Raw genomic sequence first — 24,680 nt, 5'->3', positions numbered from 1 at the left:
AAACCAGGATGACTCACCAACATGATATGAGACCCATTCAGAAGCACCCGCTGAATGTTCGTATTTTCCACTACATTTTGCTGCTCAGCTTTCTGCCGCTGGCAGCGACCGGCTTGCTGCTGTACTTCAAGCCTCTGTCCCAGGCCGGTATGCAACTGACCTATGACATTCACATTATCGCCGGTGTGGTGATGGCGCTGGATGCCGTAGCCTTCACCCTGATGGCTTTTGACCGCGTGGTACTGTTTGTATCCCGTGTGTTCAGCTTCTCCGGCCGTGATGTGAAGTGGTTTATGGTGCTGGGCGGTTACCCACAGAAGTTCCTGCTGGGCAAGAAAGTCCCTGTTCCTCCAATGAACAAGTACAACTCAGGTCAGAAGCTGTTCGGTGCCTGCGTACTGATTGGCGGCACCATTCTGATCCTGTCCGGCCTGGTACTTTGGCTGATCCCACATGCTGCGCCACGCGACGTAGTGTACTTCCTAGGTCAGGCACACCTGATTTCCGGTCTGGTGCTGACAGCCTTCCTGCCTGTGCACCTGTTCCTGGCGGTTTACCGTTTCGACGACTTCAAGGCGATGATGGTTCACGGCAATGTGCCATACCATGATGCGGCCGAGTACACCCCACTGTGGGTGGAAAAAGAGATCGTGCCTGTAACGGCCAATGGTGAACCCGCTTCCGGTAAGTAATCAGCATCTCAAACAACAGCAGGCTGATATTAGCCTGCTGTTGTTGTGGGAATTTGCCGACATCTCTGGCGATTGCCGGGGATGTCGGCAAGTTTCCAAGCCCAGCAAGAGTTATTAATCGGTTATGACTTCACATCACCACGATATTTGCATCCGCGACTATGACCCCAACACCAGCTTTATCGACGATAACGCGATTTGGGATGCCATTAACCGAGCCTCAGCCCCCTCTGCCGACCAGGTTCGGGCTGTACTGGACAAAGCCCGCCAGTGCGAAGGGCTGAGCATAGAAGACACGGCAATTTTGCTGCAGAACCAGGACAAGTCACTGGATGAAGAGATGTTCGCCGTTGCCCGGGAGATAAAGAACATCATCTATGGCAACCGCATCGTGCTGTTTGCCCCGCTCTATATTTCCAACCATTGCGCCAACAGCTGCAGCTACTGCGGTTTTAATGCCGACAACCATGAACTCAAGCGCAAGACCCTGAAGGAAGATGAGATCCGCAAAGAGGTGGAGATCCTGGAACAGATGGGGCACAAGCGTATTTTGGCAGTGTACGGCGAGCACCCCCGCAACAATGTGCATTCCATCGTCGACAGTATCAACACCATGTACAGCGTCAAAGATGGCAAGGGCGGCGAGATCCGTCGCATCAATGTCAACTGTGCCCCTATGAGCACTGAAGATTTCAAAATTCTGAAAACCGCTGCCATTGGCACCTACCAGTGTTTCCAGGAAACCTACCACAAACAGACCTACGAGCAGGTTCATCTGAAAGGCAAAAAGAAGGATTATCTGTTCCGTCTGTACGCCATGCACAGAGCCATGGAGGCGGATATTGACGACGTGGGTATCGGTGCCCTGTTTGGCTTGTATGACCACAGATTTGAACTGCTGGCCATGCTCACCCATGTGCAGCAGCTGGAACAGGATTGTGGTGTCGGCCCCCATACCATCTCTTTCCCGCGTATTGAACCGGCTCACGGCTCAGAGCTTAGTGAGAAGCCACCCTATGAGGTGGATGATGAGTGCTTTAAGCGCATCGTTGCCATCACCCGCCTGGCCGTGCCCTACACAGGCCTGATTATGAGCACCCGTGAAAGTGCAGAGCTGCGTAAAGAGCTGCTGGAGCTGGGCGTGTCCCAGATCAGTGCTGGCAGCCGCACCGCACCCGGTGGCTATCAGGCCAGTCAGGATGCCAGTAATAAAGCGTCTCAGCATGACGCCGAACAGTTCAGCCTGGGGGATCACCGGGAGATGGAAGAGATCATCTATGAACTGGTCACCCAGTCTGACTCAGTGCCCTCTTTCTGTACCGGCTGTTATCGCAAAGGCCGCACCGGCGACCACTTTATGGGCCTGGCCAAGCAGCAGTTTATTGGCAAGTTCTGCCAGCCCAATGCGCTGATCACCTTCCGTGAATATCTGAATGACTACGCCTGCGACAAAACCCGGGTCGCCGGTAACGAACTGATTGAGCGCGAACTGGCCAAAATGAGCCCCGCACGTGCCCGCAACGTCAAAGGATGTTTGGATAAAACCGATGCAGGTCAGCGGGATATCTATTTGTAATATGGAAAGTTTAAACATGATTGCCGGAGTTACATTAACCCCTGGACTGGATACGGAACGCCTGCTGACACTGTTGCAGAGCGCCGAAGATATTGTAATGCACGCCGCCCTCTACAGTAATTTCGCCTCCGGCGCTGTGGATGAGCTGCTCAGAGACAGGCTGCTCGGTGGAGACCTTAAACACCTGACCCTGATTAAACTGGAAGCCCAGTCCCAGTGGCGGGATGAGTTCTCCCGCATTCTGCGCCCCGGACTCTATTCCGAGCAGGTGGATGAACTGTTCCGCCAGTCACGCCAGTGGTGCAGCGAGTTAAAGCTGCTCTCGCCGACTGCGGTCGACCTGCACACCTGCCAGGCCCTGCCCCTGCAACCTGTCATGCTGATCGGCGACACCCTGCTGGCCGGTCAGTATGCCCACAGCAGACACACGTCTGCAGAAGGTCTCTGGCTGGAACTGGATACTGTGGCACTGGGCCTTAAGCCGGGCACACTGCAGCTGTGGTTCAAGTCAGGTATTGCCCCTGAGGAGCTTGATGCGTCCCCCTGGTTGATTGCAGTCAGCCGTTATCTGGAGGAGTGTCGCCAGGCCGCTCACGATATCTGGATGCTGACGCCGGACCGAGAGCAGGCTTCATGACACTACCCAGCTCCTGGTCCGTGGCAGAGGCCACCAGGCAGTCAACAGGTGAGCAAGAGGCTTACCGGGCTGAGTCACAGGGCAAGGCATTTACTGAGAGTCAGGCCTTCAGCCAGAGCGAGATTGTCAGGCTGCTGAAAGGCGACGATGATGACTGGCTGTTTGCTGCCGCTGCCAGGGTTAACCGCCAGGCCTTTAACAACCAGGTGTATCTGCGGGGAATCGTGGAGTTTTCCAACTTCTGCCGCAACAACTGCCATTACTGTGGCCTGCGGGCCGCCAACCGCAAGGTGGAGAGATACCGGCTTACCCCTGAACAGATCCTCAGCGCCGTTGCCCTGATAGCGGAATCCGGATTGGGCACTGTGGTGCTCCAGTCCGGTGACGACTTCACTTACAAAGCCGATATCATCGCCAGGCTGATCCGCCAGATAAAATCCCGGTACCAGCTGGCCATTACCCTGTCGCTGGGAGACAGACACCATGAGGAACTGGCGCTGTGGCGTGAAGCAGGGGCTGACAGATACCTGCTGAAGATGGAAACCTTCGACCGGGAGCTGTTTTCCGCCAGCCGTCCCAGTGCCGCCAGCCGTCCTGATGCCAACAGCCGGATCGGTGCGGATTATGACGAGCGCCTTGCCCGGCTTAAACGCATTCAGCAACTGGGCTACCAAACCGGCTCAGGCGTAATCACCGATCTGCCCGGCATGACAGATGAGATCCTCGCCCGGGATCTGCTGACGCTCACAGGGATGCAACTCGACATGCTGGCCTGTGGCCCCTTTGTCGCCCACCAGCAAACCCCGCTGCACCAGAGCCCCAATGGTGATGTCCGTAAAAGCCACAGAGTCAGCGCCATTCTCAGACTGATGAACCCGGACGCCAATATTCCTGCCACCAGCTCGCTGGATGCCATTCAACCCGGTGCCCGCCTGCAAGGGCTGACGCTGGGCTGCAATGTGGTGATGCCCTCATTCACCCCGCAGCAGGTGTACGCCAGTTACAACATCTACCCGGGCAAGAACAGCGCCAGCGATACCCTGCAGGCACGACTGAGCGCGCTAAAACAACAAATCTCTCACCTTGGGCTGGTTGCATCCAATGCCCGGGGTGATGCCTTGAGGAACCCATATGTGCCAAGGTATTAACCCTGCCGAGCAGGCAAACAACCCACAAGCCCCCTTATCTTCAACTCCCAGGGGCATGCGTTATCAAGTCGTCCTGGTGGGCCGCCGCAATGCCGGTAAATCTTCACTGCTGAATATGCTCACAGGTCAGCAGATCTCCATCGTCTCCGACACCAAGGGCACCACCACAGACGCGGTGGCCAAACCTTACGAGCTGCTGCCACTTGGCCCGGTCACCTTTTACGATACCGCGGGGATTGATGATGAGGGTGAACTGGGAGCCCTGCGCATTCAGGCCACCCGCAAGGTGATGATCCGTGCCGATATGGCGCTGCTGGTGATTGACGAGCAGGGCCTGACCGCCTGCGAAACCGAATTGATGGATGAGATGCAGCAGATGAAGCTGCCCACTTTGGTGGTGTTCAACAAAGCCGATATCTGCTCGCCCAAAGCGGAAGATATCGCCTTCTGCCGCGCCCGCAAATTGCCCTGTATTGCCGTGTCCTCCACTTCCGGCCTGGGCGGCAAAGAGCTCAAGCGCATCATGGTAGAACTGGCCCCGGCAGAGCTGAAGGCTGAGCCTGTATTGGCAGGCGACCTGTATCAGCCCGGCGACGCCATTATCTGTGTGACTCCCATAGATGCCGCCGCCCCCAAGGGCCGGTTAATTCTGCCACAGGTTCAGGTACTCAGAGAGGCGCTGGATTGCAATGCCATGGCCATGGTGGTCAAAGAGACACAGCTGCCCGCCGCTCTGGATAAATTCAGCCAGCCGCCGGCGCTGATCATCTCAGACGCCCAGGTGATCAAGCAGGTGGCCGAAATAGTGCCTGAGTCAATTCCTCTCACCACCTTCTCCACCCTGTTCGCCCGCTTTAAAGGGGATATAGGCCCCCTGGTCAAAGGCGCTGAGCAGTTGGATAAACTCAAAGATGGTGACCAGATCCTGATTGCCGAAGGCTGCAGCCATAATGTGCAGGAGGATGATATCGGCCGGGTGAAACTGCCAAACTGGATTCGTCAGGTCAGCGGTAAGCAACTGACTTTTGATGTGGTATCAGGCCACGACTTCCCGGACGATTTGGAGAAGTACGCCATGGTGATCCACTGCGGCGCCTGCATGCTCAATCGTACTGAGATGATACGTCGTATCCGGGAGTGTGAACGGCGGGGTGTGGCGATGACCAATTATGGTGTGGCGATCTCTAAGTTACAGGGAGTGATGGGTCGGGTGGTGGCGCCTTTGGCGCATTTGCTTTAGTTGTGAAGCCCCAGCGGGGCTTACCGCTAACGCGGAGAGTTATCGTGGGATTCCGCTGCCACTGTGCCTTCGGCTGGTTGATTAGCCAGGCTTCGCTTGGCCGAAATCGAAGCCTTCCAGGCTTCACCCGGGTCAGGGGTATTGCTTGTCCAATACCCCTAACAACCCCAAGGACACCCCAACCGAAGTTGTTATCCATCGTTAAATGACTTCAATTACGCAACCGCCACCGATTCCACATCCCTGTATCAACGGTGACTGCCCCATCATCCATGACGGGACTTGCTATTGCAGCCATTTCCCTCCGGCAACTTCGGACGGGGACTTAGTGAAACCTGCAGCTTTGGTGTAACTCACTTGGGGACAAGAGTTACTTTGGAGTCAGGTAGAGATAACGACCAACTTTACCGGCCATAATGGTGGAAGGAGACTGGTAGCGAAGCGTTAAACAATGCTCATTCCAGCGCGTACGGTCCGGTGCAACTACTGGTTATGTGTTGCCTATATACTACTCGGTTAACTTGCCACTCTTGAGGCGGTTTTCCACCATTTCACTGAACTTCTTGAAATCATGCTTGTCCTCGGGAGCCACATAGCAGAGCTCATCAAAGTGCATGGAGTAGTCACCAAGATATAGGCCGTTGTCACCATAGTACAGCTCTGTGAAATGGTTCCCGTCATCAGATAGGTCTTCATCTGTGAACTTACCATCACAGTATTCGAAGAAGAACTCAGTAGCTGATTTGATGCCATCGATGACCTGCTCGACTACCTCAGGGTAATCTTCGGTGTGGATCTCACCAGCCCAACCTTTACAGAAGCACCACCTGAGGTAGAGGGCAATATGGGTGCCTCCGAACTCAGGAGGAGAGCTCTGTGGGAAATCGCCTTCTGAGTGCCAACTGGCATCATCGTACTTCATTTTGAATACCTTTCATTTCTCACACATAACACCCGCTTAATCAGCGCCAAATAGCAGGTTAAAATTAGCGACGAAAGAGCACAAGCCTTCTGTATTGCATCCCTTGGTTAAAACGTTTGTTAGTTGTCGTAGCCACCAAACCGTTCAAGGTAGTCTGATATTTTCGGCAACACATCAACACGTTTTACGATATTGTCCTTCAAGAAGAATAACTCTTTAGAGTTATCAACATAGTCAGAAAATTGACCGTCTTTAACTTCTAATTCTAAAGTTGGATAATGGCCAAGTAATTCTTGCTCTGTTAGTCCAATCGGATAAAAGCCATTGAGGCTTATTTTCGGGGTATAAACAAAAACTCCTACCAAGATAAAATTAAAATCAGGATCGAAGTCTAACCTTATACCAGTTTTTTTATACTCCCAGACTTCAGCTGTAATTCCATATTTACCACCTTCGTTTTCTATAACATCAGGCTCACCAAATAATTTGAGCGCGTCTTCTTTCGACGACCCAAATTTTAATTTGTCCAACTCTTGGAGAGTTTCAATTTTCATAAGACAACTAACACCTCCAGCAGGGGATGAAAAAGTGACGTGAAACGGCGCTTTTTTGTTCCATCTGGCTAGTATTGTTAAGGTTTTTGCTTGAATTCACTACTACTTATTTCCTGGCCAAATTGTTCAATAAACCTATTGCGGATTTTCTTTCGCCACTGCACTTCGTACTCTGGATTCATGCCTTCAGCGCTCAGGACCTCACATGCAAAGCTATCAGCTTCTATAAACTCCTTCGCTTTAATTCTTTCGGCGTCACTGGTGGGAATACAAAAGCCCCATTCAACACAGAGGTCTTTTAGTAAGTATTCCACAGCACGACACATTGTGAGCTTAGTCTTATCCATGTGGACTCCTAACGCCCAAAGCAGCGGCGCGCGTTAGCGCGTGCAGCCCGAAGGGCTGATGCTGCCTTTGCTTGTTAAGTAGCAACTGTGAAATCAAAGCCACTACTCCTAAATTTAAATTCGCCAAAATCGCTAGCTATTAACCAAGTACCGTTGCCATCTTCATATAAATCATCAATCGAACCGTAGTCTACGGAGCCATCAGGGTCTTCGGTTGGTAGTACATCTTCCATGGGTTTAAAGCCTTCCACACTTGGCACTGCATGAAATATGAGCTTGCCTTCTTTATAGCAAGTAAACTCATGCTCTTTAGGAGGTTCGTAGTGAGGACTTTCTGGCCACAGGCTTACGAGTAAGTTCAATGTCAATATATCCGATTGAAAACCCCATGAAAGAACGAAGGTGTCATTGAGTTCTACACCTCCGAAGTCTTTAAATTCTTTCCAGTGTCTATTCACGGATTTCTACTTAACGCCTTACTAATAGGCGCAAAAATGCTTGGCTAAAATTAGCGACGAAGGAGCGAAAGCCAAGTGTGTTATGCGCCCGCCCTTAATTGGCTTGTTAAGCATTTACCCTTCCGCATTAATACGAAACCCATAAATCTCATATTCATTGCCGCGAACCGCCAAGGTAACCTTTAAAGTACCAGATTGGCCGAATTTACTACGTTCAGATAACTTAACGGTGTAATACAGAGTTAAATATTGCGTATCACCATTTTGAGACAATTTTTCCGAATGAGTATAAGCTGCCGTAAAAATTGAATCAAAATAATCAACCATCTTACGCATTGCTTCATTTGATTTTTCTTTGCTTATTTGTGCTTTTGCGGCAGGACCAAATATGTTGTATAGCTCTTCATAATTTCTATCGTTAAAATTTTCAATGATACTAGAGCTTATATCCTCCCTAACTTTTTCTGAGATAAGCTTTGGTAATTCAAATGTAATATTTTCCATTTGAACTGTGTCATTTGCTCCTTTATTTGATAAAGCGCCAAACCAAATTGTCGCACACAAATTTAGAACTAAAAGTAAAATTATTACGATATTTGAATTCTGCACAAAAGTATCCTATGTCTGTTTAACGCCCACAACACTAGCCAGCTTTTAGCAAGTCCACGAGCTTGTGATTGTTATGCCTTTTTGGGGCCCACGTGTTTAAGCAACAAATTCGATAGTTCATTTTCGTTCTCTAGCACCCTTGATGGAACCATATAAAACATATTGCTAGTGACGTACAAAAGATACATGCCATCACGATATTTCCATTTATGGATATCACTCCACTTCAATTTGCTCTCGCCAGTTTCGGCTTTGAACTCAACTAGTTGCTCTGAAAATGAAATATGCATTTCGCCACGTAAAGCGCGATTTTGCTCGTACTGTCTCTTAGCATTAGACGGGATTATTAGGAACACTGTCACGAAATACCCAATAAGCCCACCAGCAGCTCCACCAAAGTCAATAGTCTTCAACTCAGTGAAGATACCTATAAGAACTAAAGCGATGCCCACGATAGCAAGTACGATTAATGTTCTATTGGTACCTCTTCCGTGAAGCTGAAGCGCGTTTACAAGCTCAGATTCAGTTAATGTGTAACTACACTCCATTCAGACCTCGTAGGGCATAACGCCTTAATAAACGGCGAAAAATAGCAGGCTAAACTAAGCGAAGAATGAGCGCAAGCCTACTATTTTGCGCCCATTGTTTAATTAACTTGTTAGTAGCCTTTAGCAAATAGGCAATAGTCTCTGTTACCGTAAAACACCCAGCTTAAACTTGGGGGCACTAAATAGAAGCTCAGGATATCTGTAGACTGCTGGAAATTGTTAAAGCTAGTCCAATTTAAGTTGAACTCGGAATTTAGCCTTTTAACTACACCTGTGGTTTTACAAACCCGCTCAAACGTCTCGAAAGCAAACACCTTTTCATTGCCTTGGTACTCTCCAATAACTGAAAAGACTTCATGAAACTGCTCTTCTAAGATCCAGTAACCACTTTCACTAACTGGAAGTTGCGTAACTTTCCAATTTGGCGATAGAAGAATTAACTCATTTTCATTCTCTATATCTAGCACTGACTTTAGCTCGTCAAATTGCAACAAAGCCTCCTAGGCTACTAACGCCCTCAACACAGGGCAATTTGGAGCGCAGCGTAAAATTGATCCACGTGATTGCGCTTGTTATGTGTAGACATCACTACACTTCTCCCAAACACAAGTAAGATTTTTTTCTACCACCCATTTCACAAGCTGAAGAAAACATATATTCAACCCCACCTTTTGTGAATATAAACAAAAGTTGATCACTTGGTGATACCGCTACCTGTTTACCAATAAAACCTTCTAATATATTTAGAATATCCCACTCTATTCGTACATCGTTCTCAAATTGAAAAAGTATATTCGATTGTTCCGATAATGACGTCGTCACATCTGGTATCTCTGATACTTGCCATTCAATCGCATCAAGTCCTACTTTTACATTCAAGAACAGTTCGTTTTTGAATTGCAACGATAGCGCTTCTCCGTTGAATTCAAAGGAAATCAGCACCTCTCCATTTATTTTTTCGAGGATTTTCTCTTTGACGCTATCAACGCTACTTACAGATTCTCGAAATGTCCTGTGAGATTTTAACTTGAATCCAAATTCAGCTGGTATTACCTTTTTCAATTTACTACCTACTACTCAGAGACACATAACATTTGTACAGTATGCATGCTCGTTTGTCACATCAGACCAGTGAAAACTGTGCCACTGTTTTGATCAATTATTCAACAGCGTGGCAACAAAAGTCCAGATTAAACTTTGAGTAAAAGCGTGCTGGCACATTATCTCCTTCTCATTGGCCTGTTATTTTTCAAGCTGCTCATCTATCGGCATGATTAAAAGAGATGTTTAAAACTCACTCGGGTGAAAACCGTGCCACCTGCTGCCAAAAAGTTGATTACAATCCATTAAAATCCAAATAAAACTGTATGCTTGCCCAGTGTTAAAAGGCTTATTGGAGAACATGATGACCAATAGCCCTATCTCTTGATCAGATTTCATCCGGATTCACCTAAATTGATCATGAAAGGTCAACTCAGCACAGTGTTCATAAACGCGATATAAGTCACTTAGCCACCTCTACAGCGCGGTCATGGAGTCGCTTTTCCGTTTGAGATAAAAAAGGAGGCGATTGCCTCTTTTCCTTCTCTAATGGTCATTTTCCGTTATGGTTTGGCACCCTCATCAATCATGTATATCAAGCTAGCCAATTGAGAACTAGGCCAAAACCAACTTTGGAGCAGATACGTGATTCAGGTTGGGCTAGAGAAAGCCCAGAGAGCAAAGTATTACCGCCTTTGACAGCTAGATCTCAACTATTACTGCCTTCTTTCCTGATAGTGGTAAAATCGCCACATCAGAATTACCGAGAAACTCTATGTTTATCCATCATGTTAACGGCATCGACTGGCTGGTGATCACAGCTTTTGAAGAACTGAAAACTATCTTTATTGAAGAAGCCGGTACGATCCCCTCTTGCTTCTCTACCGCCAGCGAATTGAACCTGATTGATCAAGCCAGGCGCTCTTACGGATATTTGTCTACACTCAGCGGCACAATCACTGACACAGGCACTTTTCAAAGTCAGGATAACGAAGAAGATTTAGACCCAATGCTTGCTTGCCTGGTTGAAGGGCGTGGTCGGGTGTTTATCTATCATGGCGGTTTTGTGGCTTTTGTGGATGACGAGCAAACCTTTATCACCCGAATGGACTGAAAATTATTCCGTTCGTTGAGTAAGTTGAGTACGTTGAAATTGAAGAATTGATCGGAGCGAGATCCTGGCTTCAATAAGTAAGGCAATCCTGCTGGTAACTCGCAAGCTGTATCCCTGAGAAGGAATGGTGCAACTCCGAGCTGGAGGAATACACCAATTCCCCGTCCGACACTGCCGAAGGCGATTGAGAAAATGGCGTAGCGAGGCATGGATGCCGAGGCAGCGACATCGAATCATGGACGAGCGTTTGTCGCGTTAGCCAATTTTCGAAATGAGCCTGAGGAGTCGTCAGTGTCGGTTGGGGCGGCAAGGGAGATCCAAGAGGGAATTGCTGTTGATCCCCTCTTGGTCGGGTGTGGGGCGAAGCTCCACGATGTTCTGCCAAGCGAAGCTTGGCGAGTCACCTTCCCACACGACAAGTGGAAACAACTTAACCCGCTGGCAAGCGGCATGTCCCGCAGGGACAAAACACCATTCCGCCAAACGCAGTTTGGCAATGCTCTGTCGCAGGCAGCTTGCTGCGCAGCACCAACAATAAGACCGACACGTCCAGTGTCTCAAAATCCGTACACTCTATTCTCCAGCAAAAAACAAAATCAAATCACCAACATGATATTATTGCGCGCCAACAGGGCATTGCCGACGCCACTGCAGGGTGACATGCAATAAACACTATCATTGCGGCCACTAAAGCAAAGCGAGATGCAATGAAGGCAATCATTGCAGCCAATGCCACATCTGTACCCAAAAACATATAAAAACCCTGAGTAAGGAGTGAACATGCAACCTTTGGTAGCTGTTGTCATGGGATCAAAGAGTGATTGGCCCACCATGGAAGCCGCAGCAGAAATTATGGATAAGCTGCAGGTCCCCTATCATGTGGAAGTGGTCTCCGCCCACCGCACCCCGGATAAGCTGATGAGCTTTGCTGAAACAGCCGCCGATAAAGGCTATCAGGTGATCATTGGCGGCGCCGGTGGCGCAGCACACCTGCCAGGCATGATCGCCTCCAAAACCCGTCTGCCAGTACTTGGCGTACCGGTTCAAAGCAAGGCTCTGTCCGGTATGGACAGCCTGCTCTCCATAGTCCAGATGCCAAAAGGCGTGGCGGTAGGCACCCTGGCCATTGGTACTGCCGGTGCCTTCAATGCCGGTTTGCTGGCCTGCCAGATGCTGGCCAACAACGACTCAGAGCTGGCTGCCCGTGTAGACGCTTTCCGCACCGAGCAAACCCAGACCATCCTGGACAATCCAGACCCACGGGAGGAGTAATCCAGATGGCAACAGCTAAGATTTGGGTGCTGGGCGATGGTCAGCTGGGTGCTATGATGCGTCATGCCGGTATGCCCCTGGCACTGGATGTTCGCCCCGTGGATATCATGTCCCCCTCAGAAGAGAAGCTGCCACTGGCCGCCGATGATATTATCACCGCCGAGCGCGAGCAGTGGCCTGAGTCCTGTCTGAGCCGTCAGCTCAGTGAACACCCCAACTTTATCAATGGTCCGGTATTTGGCCGTCTGGCCGACCGGTACACCCAAAAGAGCCTGCTGGATGATCTGGCCGTGGCCACTGCGCCCTGGGAACTGGTTGAAGACCAGACCGAGGAAGCCGAGCTGCATAACGCCTATGGTGAGCGGGTGCTGCTGAAGCGTCGTACCGGCGGCTATGACGGCAAAGGTCAGCACTGGCTGAAGCAGGCAGAAAACATCTCAATTCCTGCGGACTGGCGCAATCAAGCCATTGCCGAGCAGGCTATCAACTTTGATGAAGAGGTGTCTCTGGTGGGCGCTCGCAGCGCAGATGGCAAATGTCACTTTTATCCGCTGGCGCTGAACCTGCATCAGGATGGTATCCTGATGGCCTCTATCTCCCCCCTGACCCGTTTAAGCCCTCTGCAAGCCAAAGCGGAAGCTATGTTGAGCCGGATTATGGATGCCCTCAATTATGTGGGCGTGATGGCGATGGAGTGTTTCCGTGTGGGCGATACGCTGCTGGTTAATGAGCTGGCGCCAAGGGTTCACAACTCAGGACACTGGACCCAGGCAGGTTGTCATATCAGCCAGTTCGAGCTGCACCTGAGAGCATTGGCGAAACTGCCGATACCTGAGCTTAAACCGGCTCTGCCCATCGCCATGGTGAACCTGATTGGGGTTGACCATGACAGCAACTGGCTGAGCATTCCCGGTGCCGAACTCTACTGGTACAACAAAGAGGTTCGTCCCGGCCGTAAGGTGGGTCACCTGAATCTCGATGCCTCCGACAATGCTGAAGTCATAGATGCACTGCTGGCGTTGCAAACCTGGATGCCAGAGCAGTATCAGGCACCATTGTCCTGGATTATGAACGAACTTCAGGATTGATATTCATCACAGAACAAGCAGCGCCTGGCGCTGCTTTTTTTTTGTTCGCACAGACTGAAACTGTGCAGCACATCATGTTTCTCCCGAGCCGAAAAACCTATTGTCGACGCTATAATCCCCCCGATTTCCCTTTATCTTATGCGGGCACTTTTTCGTTGGACAAGCACAATCTCAAACCGGTCAAATTAAGGCACAATGATCTGCGGCACCATATGTTTTATCTGGTTATGCCGTTGGTGATTTTTGTCGGCCTGTTTTTGGTGGTTCTGGGTCCGGCAAACATTCCCTGGACACTGCTGGGTGTTGCTATCTCCTGCTATCTGTTGTGCTGGGGACTGGATTATGTGGTGTGCCAGCGCAAGTTGAACGATATGTGCAAGCACCTGGAAAAAGTGGTTCAGGTGAATCAAACCACCTATGAACTCATGGGGCTGTCCAGTAACTATGAAAATGAGCCTGAGTTCCTTGAAGCTCTGCTGCGTCGCTCGGTGGATCTGGTACCCGGTGCCGAAATGGGCTGTATTCTGATCCTGGATGAAGAGACCCAAACCCTGAAGTTTCAGACTGCCATCGGCATGGATCTGGCCCTGCTGCAATCATTGCAGCTGCCACTGGCCAACTCATTCTCCTATCGATTGACCCAGGGCAAGTGCGACCGTGTGGTCACCATCAATGATATGCGCGGCATGAATGCTGAAACCAGCTTCACTCAGGCCCAGCAGGATGCATTGATGAATGCGGCTCATAAGCCGATACTCTCCACCCTGTCATCCCCTATCTATGTCAATGGCAAGCTGTACGCCATGATGAATCTGGACAGCAGTCAACTGGATGCCTACGGCAGTTATGATCAGAGTCTGGCGAGCATTCTGACCCATGAGGCCAGCAACGCCATCAGCCTGTATCACAAGTCACGTCAAATCGCTGAGCTGGCCAGCCGTGACAGCCTGACCGGACTCTATAATCGCACCCGCTTTCAGGAGCTGTTGATGGCCTGGTCCAAAGACCATGCCCAGGAGTGCCAGTTGGTGGTGATCGATATGAATAACCTCAAGTCCCTGAACGATGAGCATGGCCATCAGGCCGGTGATAAAGCCCTGATTAAACTGGCCGACACCCTCAAACAGTATTGGGGAGAGCAGGCACTGCTGGCGCGTTTTGGCGGTGATGAATTTGTTGTGCTGCGCCATGGTTCGCCCCTGTCTGTCACCATGGAACTCAGTGAGATCCGTGCCAGTCTGGACTCTCAACCCGGCTATCCGGTGAGGTTCAGCGCCGGTCTGGCCCCCTTCGTCAATAACTGGAGCAAGGCCTTCAAACAGGCTGATCAGGCTATGTATTCCCAGAAGCGGATGCTGAAAGCGCAGGAAATTGCCTGAGCCCAAAGCTAAAAAAACCAGCCAAATGGCTGGTTTTTTGTTTCCTGTAATTTATCCCACACTAGCTTACCCAAAGAACAGGCGCCACAGCCAGGACTTATCCAAATCCTCTTTACACTGATTGTACTGGGCAGCATAACGGCGGGATCTGGCGTCCACCTTGGCGGCCACATTGATCAGCCATTTCTTGGACTTATAAGAACCTCGCTTATAGCCACCCCAGCCTTCGTGATAATTCAGGTACTGGTTTCTGGCATCCCACTTTGATACCCCGTTGATCTTATGGCTCTTGTAGATAAACCAACCCATAAAATCCATGGCATCGTCGAAGTTTGAGCGGCTGGACCAGGAATTACCTGTCTCCCGGGTGTAATCATCCCAGGTGATGGTTTTGGCCTGGGCATAACCGTAAGCACTGCTGGCCCGGCCGATAGGGATAAAACCGAGGAAATACTCCATAGGCGGCGCGGCATTATGCTTAAAGGAGCTTTCCTGATACATCATGGCCATAGGCACATGCACAGGCACGCCCCACTTTTCACGGGTGTTTTTGGCGGCGTCATACCAGTCTCTGTGCTCGGTAAAAATCGCACAGATATTTTCAGGTTCTCTTGGAGGAGAATTGGCGCATCCAGCCAATTGCAGTAAGGCCAATGCCATCATGGCACGCAAGGTCCAGTTCATGGTTATATACCAATCGCTTGTCATCAGGGTTAACACTGCTTGTTAGTGTCACAAACCCGGGCCAAGGTTGCAATGCAGATACTTGAATTTGATGAGGTAATACCAATCCTCATAGAAGGTTGGCATACAGAAGCACCGCCACGACCGGGCGGTGCAGTACTCTGTTATTGATTAACCAGTACTTTGGGCAATACACATCTGGCTTTATCGGTTTGCCAGACAACCGGCTCCCAGAAGCCTTCGCCCTGACCTTCTGGCAGGTATTTCGCCGCCAGATGCAGTCGCTCGCCGGTTTTCAAATCCAGCGACAAGGTCTTGGTTTTACGGGCATTAAGAGGAACATCCATCCCAGGAGCATGGATCAACTCCACCAGCGTCAGGGTATAACGCCCCGGTGCCAGTTTATAGTTGGGCTGGGAGATAACCGGTTTGCCATCAATATGGGTGACCAGCGCCCCGTACAGGTTTTCAGAGGCTGGCGGCTCAAGATAGGCAGAGAAGCGACCGCAATCTTCAGCCTGCTTCGGCTCTGAGGCGCAGCCAGCCAGGACTGCAGCCATGACACCGGCTAACAGGTACCCTTTCACTCTGCCTGCTGCCATCAATCTCTGATATCCCCGAAGTAGTCGGCGAGAAACTCATCAAAGCCCACTTTGTCCAGAGCTTCGATATCCCGCTGGCGGGCAATCGACTCAGCGGCGGCCTGAGTATAATCCTCAAGCTGCTCAGGGGTCAGCGGATAGTTGGTAAAATACTGGGTGTATTCCCGGGCCAGGCCCTTCACCCAACTGCCATTGTTCATGCCTGGCTCGGACAATGCCTGCATCACTCTGCCTGACAGTGTCTTGTCCGGGTTCTGAACCGCCTGTCGCCACTGGGCAACAGCTTGTTGATACTCATCGCCCTGAATATCCAGCAGTGTAGCCAGACGCTCCATGGCATCGAAGATATCACCGGCCCAGTCGCGCAAACTGATCGTCTCGCCCTTGTTGCTCAGCATCAGCTCAGGGTTACGGCCTTCCAGTACCACAGCATTCAGGTTCAGTGATACCTGCTGCTCTTCAACCTTATCGAAGGGCTCTGATGAGGCCAGCAGACAGTAAAGCAGGAACAGATCCAATATCCGAATCTGGCTTTCTTCAATACCTACCGGGCTGAATGGGTTAACATCCAACGCCCGCACTTCGATATATTCAACGCCACCACGCTCCAGCGCTTCAGAGGGTTTCTCACCACTGGCGGCAACCCGTTTGGCACGGATAGGAGCATAAAATTCATTTTCAATCTGCAGAATATTGTCGTTAAGCTGGCGATATTCGCCATCCACTTTCACGCCGATACGGGCAAATTTTTCCGACCGCATACGAATCGCCGCACGCATGCCGGTCAGGTATTCGCCCAGGGAGTTGTAGCTGATATTCAGCTTATCCTGTTCGTGGTTGGTATAGCCCAAATCACTCATGCGCAGAGAAGTCGCATAGGGCAGATACAGGGTGCCGTCATCCGTTTTGTTAAAGGGAATATCGGACTCGCGTCCCTTCACAAAGGAGCTGCACAGCGCAGGAGACGCCCCGAACAGGTATGGCAGCAACCACACACTGCGGCGGTAGTTGCGGATCAGACCGAAATAACGTTCTGAAATAAAATCTTCGCGGCTCAGTGATTTGTCACTGTTCTCGTACAGCAGTGTCCACAGTTCATCGGACACGGAAAAGTTAAAATGCACCCCGGAGATGATCTGCATCAGGGCACCATATCGGTAGGTCAACCCTTTACGGTACAGGGTCTTCATTTTACCGATATTGGAGTCGCCATATTGAGCAATGCGGATATCGGCCTCGTCGCCAACGAAACAGGGCATGCTCACCGGCCACAGTTGCTGGCCATTGAGGTTACGTACCGAAAATGCATGAGTTTGAGTCAGGCCATCCAGCAGTTCATTAATGCTTTTACTGACCGGAGTAATAAATTCCAGCAAAGCTTCACTGTAGTCAGTGGTAATTCGCGAGTGAGTCAGGGCGCTGCCCAGCACCTCTGGATGGGGATCCTGTGCCAGTTCGCCCTCGGGTAAAACACGCAGAGCTTCCCGCTCTATCCCTCTGTGAATACCTGCCAAAGCACGACGCCCGGCATCAGTGGCCAGGTAATCTATCAACGCATTGAATGACTTCAAGTTAACCTTCTCTCTAATTGGGTTCATAGACTGCTCGGCCAACCCGGACTGACAATGAACCTGCGCAATGCTTCAAAATATAAGTATCAGACACGGCCAGCAAGTATTTCTATTCAGCTAAAACGTAAAACTCTTTTACTGAAAATCAGCGACTGACGATGACACCTACAAAAACAGACGGCGACAGTGCTTAACTGTCGCCGTCTTGCATATATGAGGGCAATGATAATGATTACAATGCCCGGCGCAAATTTTTATCCAGGATCACAAATTCCCGGATAGTTAGTTATAGGTTCACTTTTACTTAATCACCTTAACCGGGTACCCAAGCGCCTCCAGTCCGGGCTGAATACTGGCTTTATCACCTACCACCAGCATCACCATCTCGCCCAGATTCAGGTTATCTTTGGCCAGTTGATCCAACTCAGCCTTACCTATGGTGTCGATAATCTTCGCCTGTTTGGCGGTATAATTAGCGGCGAGATCGTACTTTTGAATCGAGCGGATAAACCCGGCTTTCTGATAAGGGGTCTCATAATCCAGCGCCTTCCCCTGAGAGATTGAACTGCGCATAAAGGCCAGCTCCTCTTCGGTTATCCCCTGCTGCTGATAGTGGTTTATCTCCTTGATAAACTCCACCAGCGACTTGTCAGTCACATCGCTGCGTACACTGGCTTTGGCGACGAAAGTGCCCGAATCCTGTTTGCCACTGAAGCCACTGCGGGCACCATAGGTGTAACCCTTATCTTCCCTCAGATTGAGGTTAATCCGGCTGTTGAACGCGCCCCCCAGAGGATAGTTCATCAGCTCAGCCTTAAAGTACTCACCTGTGGCATCAAATGGCATCGCCCTTTTACCCAGCATAATCACTGACTGGGCAGCGCCGGGTTTATCAACTATGTATATAGTGCCTCCCTGCAGCTCAGGTAATGGCCCCTGCTCAGGTATAGGTGTGGCCTTACCCTGCCATTTAGCCAGTGGCGCAAGCTGCGGCAGTATCTGAGCTTTATCCAGATCCGACACCACCACGACTTCAGCGTTACCGGCACGGTACTGCGCTTTATAGAAGGCTTTCACATCGTCAAGGGTCAATCCGGAGACGGTTTTCAGGCTGGCGCCTACCCCTTTGGGGTTCTTATCACCGTAAAGCAGTTTGGCAAAGTTGGTTCTGGCAAGATAATCAGGCTCATTGAGCTGGTGCTGAAGCCCCTGCAGCATCTGCTGTTTCTGACGCTGGAAGTCAGCCTCTTTAAAGCCTGGCTCAAACAGTTTTTCCTGAAGAATTGCCATGGTCTGTGGCAGGTTTTCTGTTAACGCCGACACCTTGATGGTGCTCTGGTTGCCACTGGAACCAAAGCTGATGGAGGAACCCAGCATCTCCAGCGCTTGAGTAAGTTCCTCTGTGCTGCGCTTTGCCGTTGACTCATTCATCATGGAGGCAGTCAGCGCAGACAGACCTGATTTGTCGACCGGCACCAGATCATGGCCACCATTGAGGTAGATAAGCAGCTCAACCGTTGGTGTTTCATCACTCTCAGTGCCCATCACCTGAATACCGTTGGCCAACGCGCCAGTCCACAGTTCAGGCACTGTCATCACAGGTGCAGCGCCTTCGGCAGGACGAACAGAACGGTCAAAGCCCGAACTGGCTGGCTTGGCAGCCGCGGCTTGCTCTGTGCTGGCAACAGGCTCGGCGCGCTCGGGCGTATAGTTATCCGCATGGGCAATCAACTGAGTCTGTCCCTTGGGCACAACACTCATCACCACACTGGGTTTGCCCTTGATGTACTTGTTGAATACCCGCATTACATCTTCTTTGGTGACGCTGGAGTATCGCTCAAGATCTTCGGCAATCATATCCGGCTTACCGAAGAAGGTTTGGTTGTAAGCCAGCGACGTCACCTTGCCGCGTACACTCTGCAGACCGAATATGGTTCTGGCCTCTGACTGCACCTTGGCTTTTTGCAGGTCTTCATCAGTCACACCACGGGTTTCAAATTCAGCGATAGACTCGTTGATACGCTTTTCTATATCTGTCAGCGAGCCGCCTTTGGCTGGGTTGGCCAGGGCATACATAAACATCTGGCAGGCCAGTTCCTGACAGGGGTGACTGACACCCGCCTGCACGGCAAAGCCATCTTTCACCAGATTTTTGTAAAACAGGGATGTTTGACCGCCACCCAGAATAGTGGCCAGCAGATCAAGTGCAGCTTCATCTTCATGACGGGCATAAACGGTCGGGAAACCCACACGTATCAATGGCAGGTGCACCGCATCTTCCATGGAGATATAACGTGTCTTGTCCAAAGTCACCGGCGTCCTGGCCATATCCTTAACTTCCGGCCCACGGGGAATATCACCAAAGTACTTATTCACCCAGGCCAGGGTTTGAGCCTGATCAAAGCTGCCGCCTATGGTCAGAGTGGCGTTATTGGGACCATACCAGCGGGCAAAGAAGGCGCGGACATCATCAACATCTGCCCGCTCCAGATCTTCCGGCCAGCCAATCACAGGCCAGGAATAAGGGTGGCCTTTGGGATAGAACGCCTCGGAGAAACGCTCATTCATGCGGCCATAAGGACGGTTATCAACCCGCTGGGCACGCTCGTTTTTGACGGTTTCCCGCTGGACTTCAAACTTCTCTTCGGTCAGCGCCGGCAGGAAATACCCCATACGGTCAGCTTCCAACCAGAGCACTTTTTCCAGCTGGTTGCTGGGCACAGTCTCAAAGTAGTTGGTGCGGTCAGTATTGGTGGTGCCATTCAGGGTGCCACCGGACTCAGTGATAATTTTAAAGTGCTCTTCGTCGGCAACGTTTTCTGAGCCCTGGAACATCATGTGTTCAAACAGATGAGCAAAGCCACTCTTGCCAGGTACTTCTCGGCCGGAACCCACATGATAGGTCACGTCCACATGCACCAGAGGATCAGACTTGTCTTCATGGAGCACCACTGTCAGGCCATTGGCCAGCTGGTACTTCTTATAGGGAATACTGATACCTGCATTCTGGGTAACACTGGACTCCACCAGCTTTACCCCTCCAGGCAGACGGGATGTCTGGGTGTCTGAGGCGCACCCGGCCAATGCTGCAGATACAGCTACTGCCAGTAACAATCGCTTCACTGAAAGCTCCTTGTCAAAATTCTGTTCTGTTAAGACCCGCTCAATTAGCCGGGGTTCCCTTTCCTATATGGGTATCGAGAAAGCGCAACATGGTTTGATACATCTCAAGGATGTTCTCTTCGTTATAAAAACCGTGGCCTTCTTTGTCTTTAACCAGCCATTCATAGGGATGGCCTTTCTTGTCAAGCGCGTCACGCAAGGCATAGGCATGTTCGATATGAGCTCTTTCGTCGTCCTCACCGTGCACGATAAGCACAGGGGCTTTCAGCATATCAACATTTCGGGCCGGTGACTGGCTTTGCTGGGACGCGACATCTGTGCCCAGGGTCTTATCAAGATAAGCGTCTCCCCATTTGATGCTGCGGATATCCCCTTCGTCATACAGCATGGGCAGGTCATATACACCGACATAGCCTATGGCGCATTTGTAGAGCTCCGGCTCTCTAATGGCACTTTGCAGCGCACTGTAGCCCCCGAAGCTGGCGCCATAAATACAGATCCTGTCTTTATCTGCGACACCGGATTGAATGGCGTATTGAGTCGCCAGGGTAATATCATCCTGGATCTTATTGCCCCACTCTCCCCAGCCCGCCTGCTCGAAGCGCTGACCATAACCGGTTGAACCGCGGAAATTAACCTGCACCACAGCATATCCCTGGCTGGCGAGCATCTGGGCATCGGGGTGGAATCCCCAATAGTCTCTGGCATGGGGGCCACCATGGGGCATAACGATAGTCGGCAGATCTTTCTGTTTGCCCTGAGGTAGCGTCAGATAACCGTTTAACTGCAGACCATCCGGGGTTTTTAACCTGAAGGGTTCGGTCATGGCCAGCTGATCCGCTTTCAGCCAGGGGCGCGCTGCCAACAGGAAGCGGGCGCTCAGCTTATCTGTGTCTACCAGATAAAAGGCTCCCGGGTTGCGGTCTCCGTTAACCCAAACCACCATCTGTTTGCCATCCCGGGTCTTACTGGTAATCTCCACAGCATCGCCGTTAAAGGCTCCCACCAGAGCTTTATGAACCTGAGCTTCTTTGGTGTCGGGCTTGATAAACAGATAGGTTGGGAAGTCTTCATCCATTCGCAGACCATAGACTTCATTGAGGTTTGAGCTGATAGCATAGGTAGGGTCGGCAATCTCGCTGCGATACAGCTCTGAGGACTTACCGGTTTTCAGATTATATTGGTAAAGCCCTTTGGTACCGCCATCTTCACTCTGCAGCACATAAACACTGTCGTTGTCTGAGCTGAAGCCCAGCGGCTCGAACTCACCGGCAAACTCGTCTTTAAACAGCTCCCAGTCTTCACCTTTGGCAGGAGAGTAGTAGAGTTTGGTTTTACCATCCGAGGTCATGCCTGTGGCAAATCTGGGCACGCCATGGTTATCGATAAGAAAGCTGCCGTATGGCACGGGCGCTCTTTTAATTTTGCGCTCACGCCCGTTGTATACATTCAGCTTCACCACTTCCGGTAAGGCTCCGCCACTTTTGTTTATGGTTCGACGATACACCAGAATGTGCTTTTCATCGCCATCCAGATTATCCAACAAAAAGTAGGCATCCGCCGATAGGGCCATTCCGCCCTTGGAGCGATAACCGGCAATCATTCTGGCTTTGGAACCGTCATAATTGATGGCGAACAACTCTCCGGTAACGAAAGGCTTTTCCAGGGAGCCATGGCTTCGGCCAACCTGAACCACCACCCTCTCATCATTCACCCAATAGAAGTTTTCCGGCAGATCTTTACGGTCCGCCTTCAAAGCAAATACTGGCTGCAGTGTCTTGGTATTCAGAAATGCCAGCGATTTACCGCCGTCGTTGTTCATCAGTACCGCCAGATGCTTTCCATCCGGGGATATTTTGACATTGTGAAACTCACTGTGGCGGACAAAATCTTTCACATCCGGCGTTGCCGCCACAGACGATAAGCTGACAAGGGCCACCAGCAGCTGTCCACTTTTACGAAACAGGCTCATACATCACTCCCTGATAGTTTAGCTTTTCCTAAAAAGTTGATTTAGCTAACTTTTGAGCGATGTTAATTGTTCATCTTTTAGACGGCAAGTAAAAGTAATTAATTCGCCCAGTGCAATACTGCCGCCACAATCAACAGATATCGAACAGTTTTACCGATCAGAATAAGCAGAGTGGAGGTAAGGACTGGCAGGCGCAACCAACCGGCCAATACGCAGAGCAGATCACCGATTACCGGCGCCCAGGCAAGCAGCAAGCTCCAAACACCATACTTTTGCACCAACGCCAAAGCCCTTCGATACCTCCCGCTGGCCAGCTCTTCCGGTGATTTGGCGACACGTCCCAATCTGCCAAGCCAGAAACTGGTGAGTGACCCCAGAGTGTTGCCCACCGAGGCCGCCAGCCAGAGTGTCAGCCAGGCCTGGGGCTCTGCAGCCAATAAGCCAGCCAACAGCACCTCAGAACCTCCGGGGAGCAGTGTCGCAGCCAGAAAGGCACCACTGAACATGATCCACAGACTTTCGGTCATTCCATTATTGTCCTCAAACGGGGTTGTTTGCTCACCCGCTTTACATGCATTAACATAATCAAAACAAACTCACTTATTACAATAAGTTATATTAAAAACGATTTGTTTCCCAACTCTGTCTATCTATACAATGCTCAGCAGTTATTCTGTGAGCATATTTCGTGCAATTTCAGCCCTCTGGTGCTGTCCGGAAGATTTTTGTTCAGGGTGGGTTTTGCCACCAAAAGCCCTTGTTGGGGCAGTCTATAAAGCAGGAAGTGACCTGATATGATTAAGATGATTCAACGTATTCCGTTCTGGCAGCAAGTGCTTGCGGGTTTTGGCCTGGGTGCCATAGTCGGCCTGATTTTCGGCCCGGATGCAGCCAGCCTCAAGCCTCTTGGCGACCTGTTTATCGCCGCCATTAAAATGTTGGTGGCACCGCTGATTTTCTGCGCCATCGTCGTCAGCATTACCTCTCTGGGTAACAGCGCCAATCTTAAGCGCCTCAGTCTCAAGACGCTGGGGATGTTTATGTTTACCGGTACCATTGCATCTCTGATCGGCCTGACCATAGGCTCACTGATCGATATGGGCGGCTCCATGGAGCTGGTCACCTCTGAGGTGCGTGAGCGCAATGTACCAGGTTTTGCCCAGGTATTGCTGGATATGATCCCGGTCAACCCTTTTGCCTCTCTGGCCGAAGGTAAAGTGCTGCAGATTATCGTCTTTGCCGCTTTGGTGGGTATCGCGATCAACACTGTGGGTGAGAAAGCGGAGCCACTGAAAAAAACCATTGAAGCCGGTGCTGAGGTGATGTTCCAGTTAACCCGCATGGTACTGAAACTGACCCCAATCGGCGTATTTGGTCTGATGGCCTGGGTCATTGGTAAATACGGTCTGGAAACCCTGCTGCCGCTCAGCAAGTTTATCGGCGCTATCTATCTGGCTGCACTTATTCATATCCTCTTTGTTTATGGTGGCCTGATTAAGTTTGCTGCCAAACTGAGCCCGCTCAAGTTCTTCCGCAAGGCCATGCCGGCCCAGCTGATCGCTTTCTCCACCGCCTCCAGCTTTGGTACCCTGCCGGCAACCACCCGCTGCGCCAGCTCCATGGGTGTATCCAAGCAGTACAGCGCCTTTGTACTGCCTATGGGAGCAACCATGAATATGGATGGTTGTGGCGGTATCTACCCGGCAATCGCGGCTATCTTTATCGCCCAGATTTACGGCATCCCACTGGATATGACCGACTATATGCTGATTGCGGTGACCGCTACCGTTGCCTCAGTGGGTACCGCAGGTGTACCGGGCAGCGCCATGGTGATGCTGACGGTGACTCTGGGGGCTGTGGGTCTGCCACTGGAAGGTATCGCCTTTATCGCTGCCATCGACCGTGTGATTGATATGATCCGCACCTGCACCAATGTCACCGGCGATATGATGACAGCCGTGGTGGTAGGAAAGTCGGAAGGTCAGCTGGATGAAGTCCAGTTCAACAAGGATGAAATTGAGCCTCAGACTGCCAGCGCCTGATCTCCTGTCCCAAAAAGCTCCACATAAAAAAGCGCCGCTCCAATCAGAACGGCGCTTTTTT

Annotated in this window: 24 protein-coding genes; 10 read left to right on the top strand and 14 right to left on the bottom strand. The window is 50.8% G+C overall.

Annotated features, from left to right (window positions below; translation table 11 throughout):
* The first annotated feature begins 8 nt into the window (after nucleotides 1–8).
* The 5 genes from ACFOE0_RS20965 (at nucleotide 9) to hydF (ending at nucleotide 5,293) form a co-directional block, all read left to right on the top strand.
* Nucleotides 9–692, top strand: a complete 684-nt coding sequence (locus ACFOE0_RS20965) for a cytochrome b/b6 domain-containing protein (protein WP_248934493.1) — start codon at nucleotides 9–11, stop codon at nucleotides 690–692.
* A gap of 124 nt (nucleotides 693–816) precedes the next feature.
* The gene (hydG, locus tag ACFOE0_RS20960) at nucleotides 817–2,268 is read left to right on the top strand and encodes a [FeFe] hydrogenase H-cluster radical SAM maturase HydG (protein ID WP_248934492.1); all 1,452 of its coding nucleotides are present in this window, start codon (nucleotides 817–819) and stop codon (nucleotides 2,266–2,268) included.
* 1 nt (nucleotide 2,269) lies between these two features.
* Complete coding sequence (locus ACFOE0_RS20955; RefSeq protein ID WP_248934491.1) at nucleotides 2,270–2,905, top strand: hypothetical protein; 636 nt, start codon at nucleotides 2,270–2,272, stop codon at nucleotides 2,903–2,905.
* On the top strand, nucleotides 2,902–4,053 hold the full coding sequence (gene hydE / locus ACFOE0_RS20950; RefSeq protein WP_248934490.1) for a [FeFe] hydrogenase H-cluster radical SAM maturase HydE: 1,152 nt from the start codon (nucleotides 2,902–2,904) through the stop codon (nucleotides 4,051–4,053). Before ACFOE0_RS20955 ends, hydE begins: the two co-directional genes overlap by 4 nt.
* Nucleotides 4,037–5,293, top strand: a complete 1,257-nt coding sequence (gene hydF, locus ACFOE0_RS20945; protein WP_248934489.1) for a [FeFe] hydrogenase H-cluster maturation GTPase HydF — start codon at nucleotides 4,037–4,039, stop codon at nucleotides 5,291–5,293. The genes hydE and hydF overlap by 17 nt, the downstream gene beginning before the upstream one ends.
* Before the next feature lie 508 nt (nucleotides 5,294–5,801).
* On the opposite strand, the gene ACFOE0_RS20940 is transcribed toward hydF, so the two are convergent.
* From ACFOE0_RS20940 to ACFOE0_RS20905, 8 genes are all read right to left on the bottom strand, one after another.
* Nucleotides 5,802–6,215, bottom strand: a complete 414-nt coding sequence (locus ACFOE0_RS20940; protein WP_248934488.1) for a DUF7832 domain-containing protein — start codon at nucleotides 6,213–6,215, stop codon at nucleotides 5,802–5,804.
* Between the two features lie 119 nt (nucleotides 6,216–6,334).
* Nucleotides 6,335–6,769 (bottom strand): hypothetical protein, encoded by a 435-nt coding sequence (locus tag ACFOE0_RS20935; protein WP_248934487.1) that lies wholly within the window; start codon nucleotides 6,767–6,769, stop codon nucleotides 6,335–6,337.
* A gap of 77 nt (nucleotides 6,770–6,846) precedes the next feature.
* On the bottom strand, nucleotides 6,847–7,116 hold the full coding sequence (locus tag ACFOE0_RS20930; protein ID WP_248934486.1) for a hypothetical protein: 270 nt from the start codon (nucleotides 7,114–7,116) through the stop codon (nucleotides 6,847–6,849).
* A gap of 74 nt (nucleotides 7,117–7,190) precedes the next feature.
* Entirely contained in the window at nucleotides 7,191–7,574 is a 384-nt protein-coding gene (locus ACFOE0_RS20925) for a hypothetical protein (RefSeq protein ID WP_248934485.1), read from the bottom strand.
* 114 nt (nucleotides 7,575–7,688) lie between these two features.
* Nucleotides 7,689–8,183 carry a DUF3887 domain-containing protein gene (locus tag ACFOE0_RS20920; protein WP_248934484.1) on the bottom strand — a complete coding sequence of 165 codons (495 nt, stop codon included), beginning with the start codon at nucleotides 8,181–8,183 and terminating at the stop codon, nucleotides 7,689–7,691.
* A 71-nt stretch (nucleotides 8,184–8,254) separates the two neighbouring features.
* Nucleotides 8,255–8,731, bottom strand: a complete 477-nt coding sequence (locus tag ACFOE0_RS20915) for a YcxB family protein (RefSeq protein ID WP_248934483.1) — start codon at nucleotides 8,729–8,731, stop codon at nucleotides 8,255–8,257.
* 110 nt (nucleotides 8,732–8,841) lie between these two features.
* Nucleotides 8,842–9,222 (bottom strand): hypothetical protein, encoded by a 381-nt coding sequence (locus ACFOE0_RS20910; RefSeq protein WP_248934482.1) that lies wholly within the window; start codon nucleotides 9,220–9,222, stop codon nucleotides 8,842–8,844.
* Between the two features lie 97 nt (nucleotides 9,223–9,319).
* Nucleotides 9,320–9,793, bottom strand: coding sequence for a hypothetical protein (locus ACFOE0_RS20905; protein ID WP_248934481.1), 474 nt, complete (start codon nucleotides 9,791–9,793; stop codon nucleotides 9,320–9,322).
* A 754-nt stretch (nucleotides 9,794–10,547) separates the two neighbouring features.
* Between ACFOE0_RS20905 and ACFOE0_RS20900 the strand changes: the two genes are divergently transcribed.
* The 4 genes from ACFOE0_RS20900 (at nucleotide 10,548) to ACFOE0_RS20885 (ending at nucleotide 14,625) form a co-directional block, all read left to right on the top strand.
* Nucleotides 10,548–10,886 (top strand): cytosolic protein, encoded by a 339-nt coding sequence (locus ACFOE0_RS20900; protein WP_248934480.1) that lies wholly within the window; start codon nucleotides 10,548–10,550, stop codon nucleotides 10,884–10,886.
* Between the two features lie 780 nt (nucleotides 10,887–11,666).
* Nucleotides 11,667–12,158: a 5-(carboxyamino)imidazole ribonucleotide mutase gene (gene purE / locus ACFOE0_RS20895; RefSeq protein WP_115135297.1), complete on the top strand. Its 492-nt coding sequence runs from the start codon at nucleotides 11,667–11,669 to the stop codon at nucleotides 12,156–12,158.
* 5 nt (nucleotides 12,159–12,163) lie between these two features.
* The gene (gene purK, locus ACFOE0_RS20890; RefSeq protein WP_248934479.1) at nucleotides 12,164–13,246 is read left to right on the top strand and encodes a 5-(carboxyamino)imidazole ribonucleotide synthase; all 1,083 of its coding nucleotides are present in this window, start codon (nucleotides 12,164–12,166) and stop codon (nucleotides 13,244–13,246) included.
* A 212-nt stretch (nucleotides 13,247–13,458) separates the two neighbouring features.
* Nucleotides 13,459–14,625: a sensor domain-containing diguanylate cyclase gene (locus tag ACFOE0_RS20885; protein ID WP_248934478.1), complete on the top strand. Its 1,167-nt coding sequence runs from the start codon at nucleotides 13,459–13,461 to the stop codon at nucleotides 14,623–14,625.
* A gap of 66 nt (nucleotides 14,626–14,691) precedes the next feature.
* Here the strand turns inward: ACFOE0_RS20885 and ACFOE0_RS20880 are convergent, their stop codons facing one another.
* The 6 genes from ACFOE0_RS20880 to ACFOE0_RS20855 all read right to left on the bottom strand — a co-directional run bounded on the left by ACFOE0_RS20880 (nucleotide 14,692) and on the right by ACFOE0_RS20855 (nucleotide 23,104).
* Nucleotides 14,692–15,309 carry a transglycosylase SLT domain-containing protein gene (locus ACFOE0_RS20880; protein WP_115135300.1) on the bottom strand — a complete coding sequence of 206 codons (618 nt, stop codon included), beginning with the start codon at nucleotides 15,307–15,309 and terminating at the stop codon, nucleotides 14,692–14,694.
* 164 nt (nucleotides 15,310–15,473) lie between these two features.
* The gene (locus tag ACFOE0_RS20875) at nucleotides 15,474–15,911 is read right to left on the bottom strand and encodes a hypothetical protein (RefSeq protein WP_248934477.1); all 438 of its coding nucleotides are present in this window, start codon (nucleotides 15,909–15,911) and stop codon (nucleotides 15,474–15,476) included.
* Complete coding sequence (gene gshA, locus ACFOE0_RS20870) at nucleotides 15,911–17,509, bottom strand: glutamate--cysteine ligase (protein ID WP_248934476.1); 1,599 nt, start codon at nucleotides 17,507–17,509, stop codon at nucleotides 15,911–15,913. The genes ACFOE0_RS20875 and gshA overlap by 1 nt, the downstream gene beginning before the upstream one ends.
* Before the next feature lie 273 nt (nucleotides 17,510–17,782).
* Nucleotides 17,783–20,605 (bottom strand): M16 family metallopeptidase, encoded by a 2,823-nt coding sequence (locus ACFOE0_RS20865; protein ID WP_248934475.1) that lies wholly within the window; start codon nucleotides 20,603–20,605, stop codon nucleotides 17,783–17,785.
* Nucleotides 20,606–20,645: 40 nt separating this feature from the next.
* On the bottom strand, nucleotides 20,646–22,577 hold the full coding sequence (locus tag ACFOE0_RS20860; protein WP_248934474.1) for an alpha/beta hydrolase family protein: 1,932 nt from the start codon (nucleotides 22,575–22,577) through the stop codon (nucleotides 20,646–20,648).
* Between the two features lie 98 nt (nucleotides 22,578–22,675).
* Nucleotides 22,676–23,104 (bottom strand): YqaA family protein, encoded by a 429-nt coding sequence (locus ACFOE0_RS20855; protein ID WP_248934473.1) that lies wholly within the window; start codon nucleotides 23,102–23,104, stop codon nucleotides 22,676–22,678.
* Nucleotides 23,105–23,371: 267 nt separating this feature from the next.
* Between ACFOE0_RS20855 and ACFOE0_RS20850 the strand changes: the two genes are divergently transcribed.
* Complete coding sequence (locus ACFOE0_RS20850) at nucleotides 23,372–24,619, top strand: dicarboxylate/amino acid:cation symporter (RefSeq protein ID WP_248934472.1); 1,248 nt, start codon at nucleotides 23,372–23,374, stop codon at nucleotides 24,617–24,619.
* Nucleotides 24,620–24,680: the final 61 nt, after the last annotated feature.

Source organism: Shewanella submarina (genome assembly GCF_042646185.1).
GTDB classification, from domain to species: Bacteria; Pseudomonadota; Gammaproteobacteria; order Enterobacterales; family Shewanellaceae; genus Shewanella; species Shewanella corallii.
This window is presented reverse-complemented; position numbering and strand designations above follow the sequence as displayed.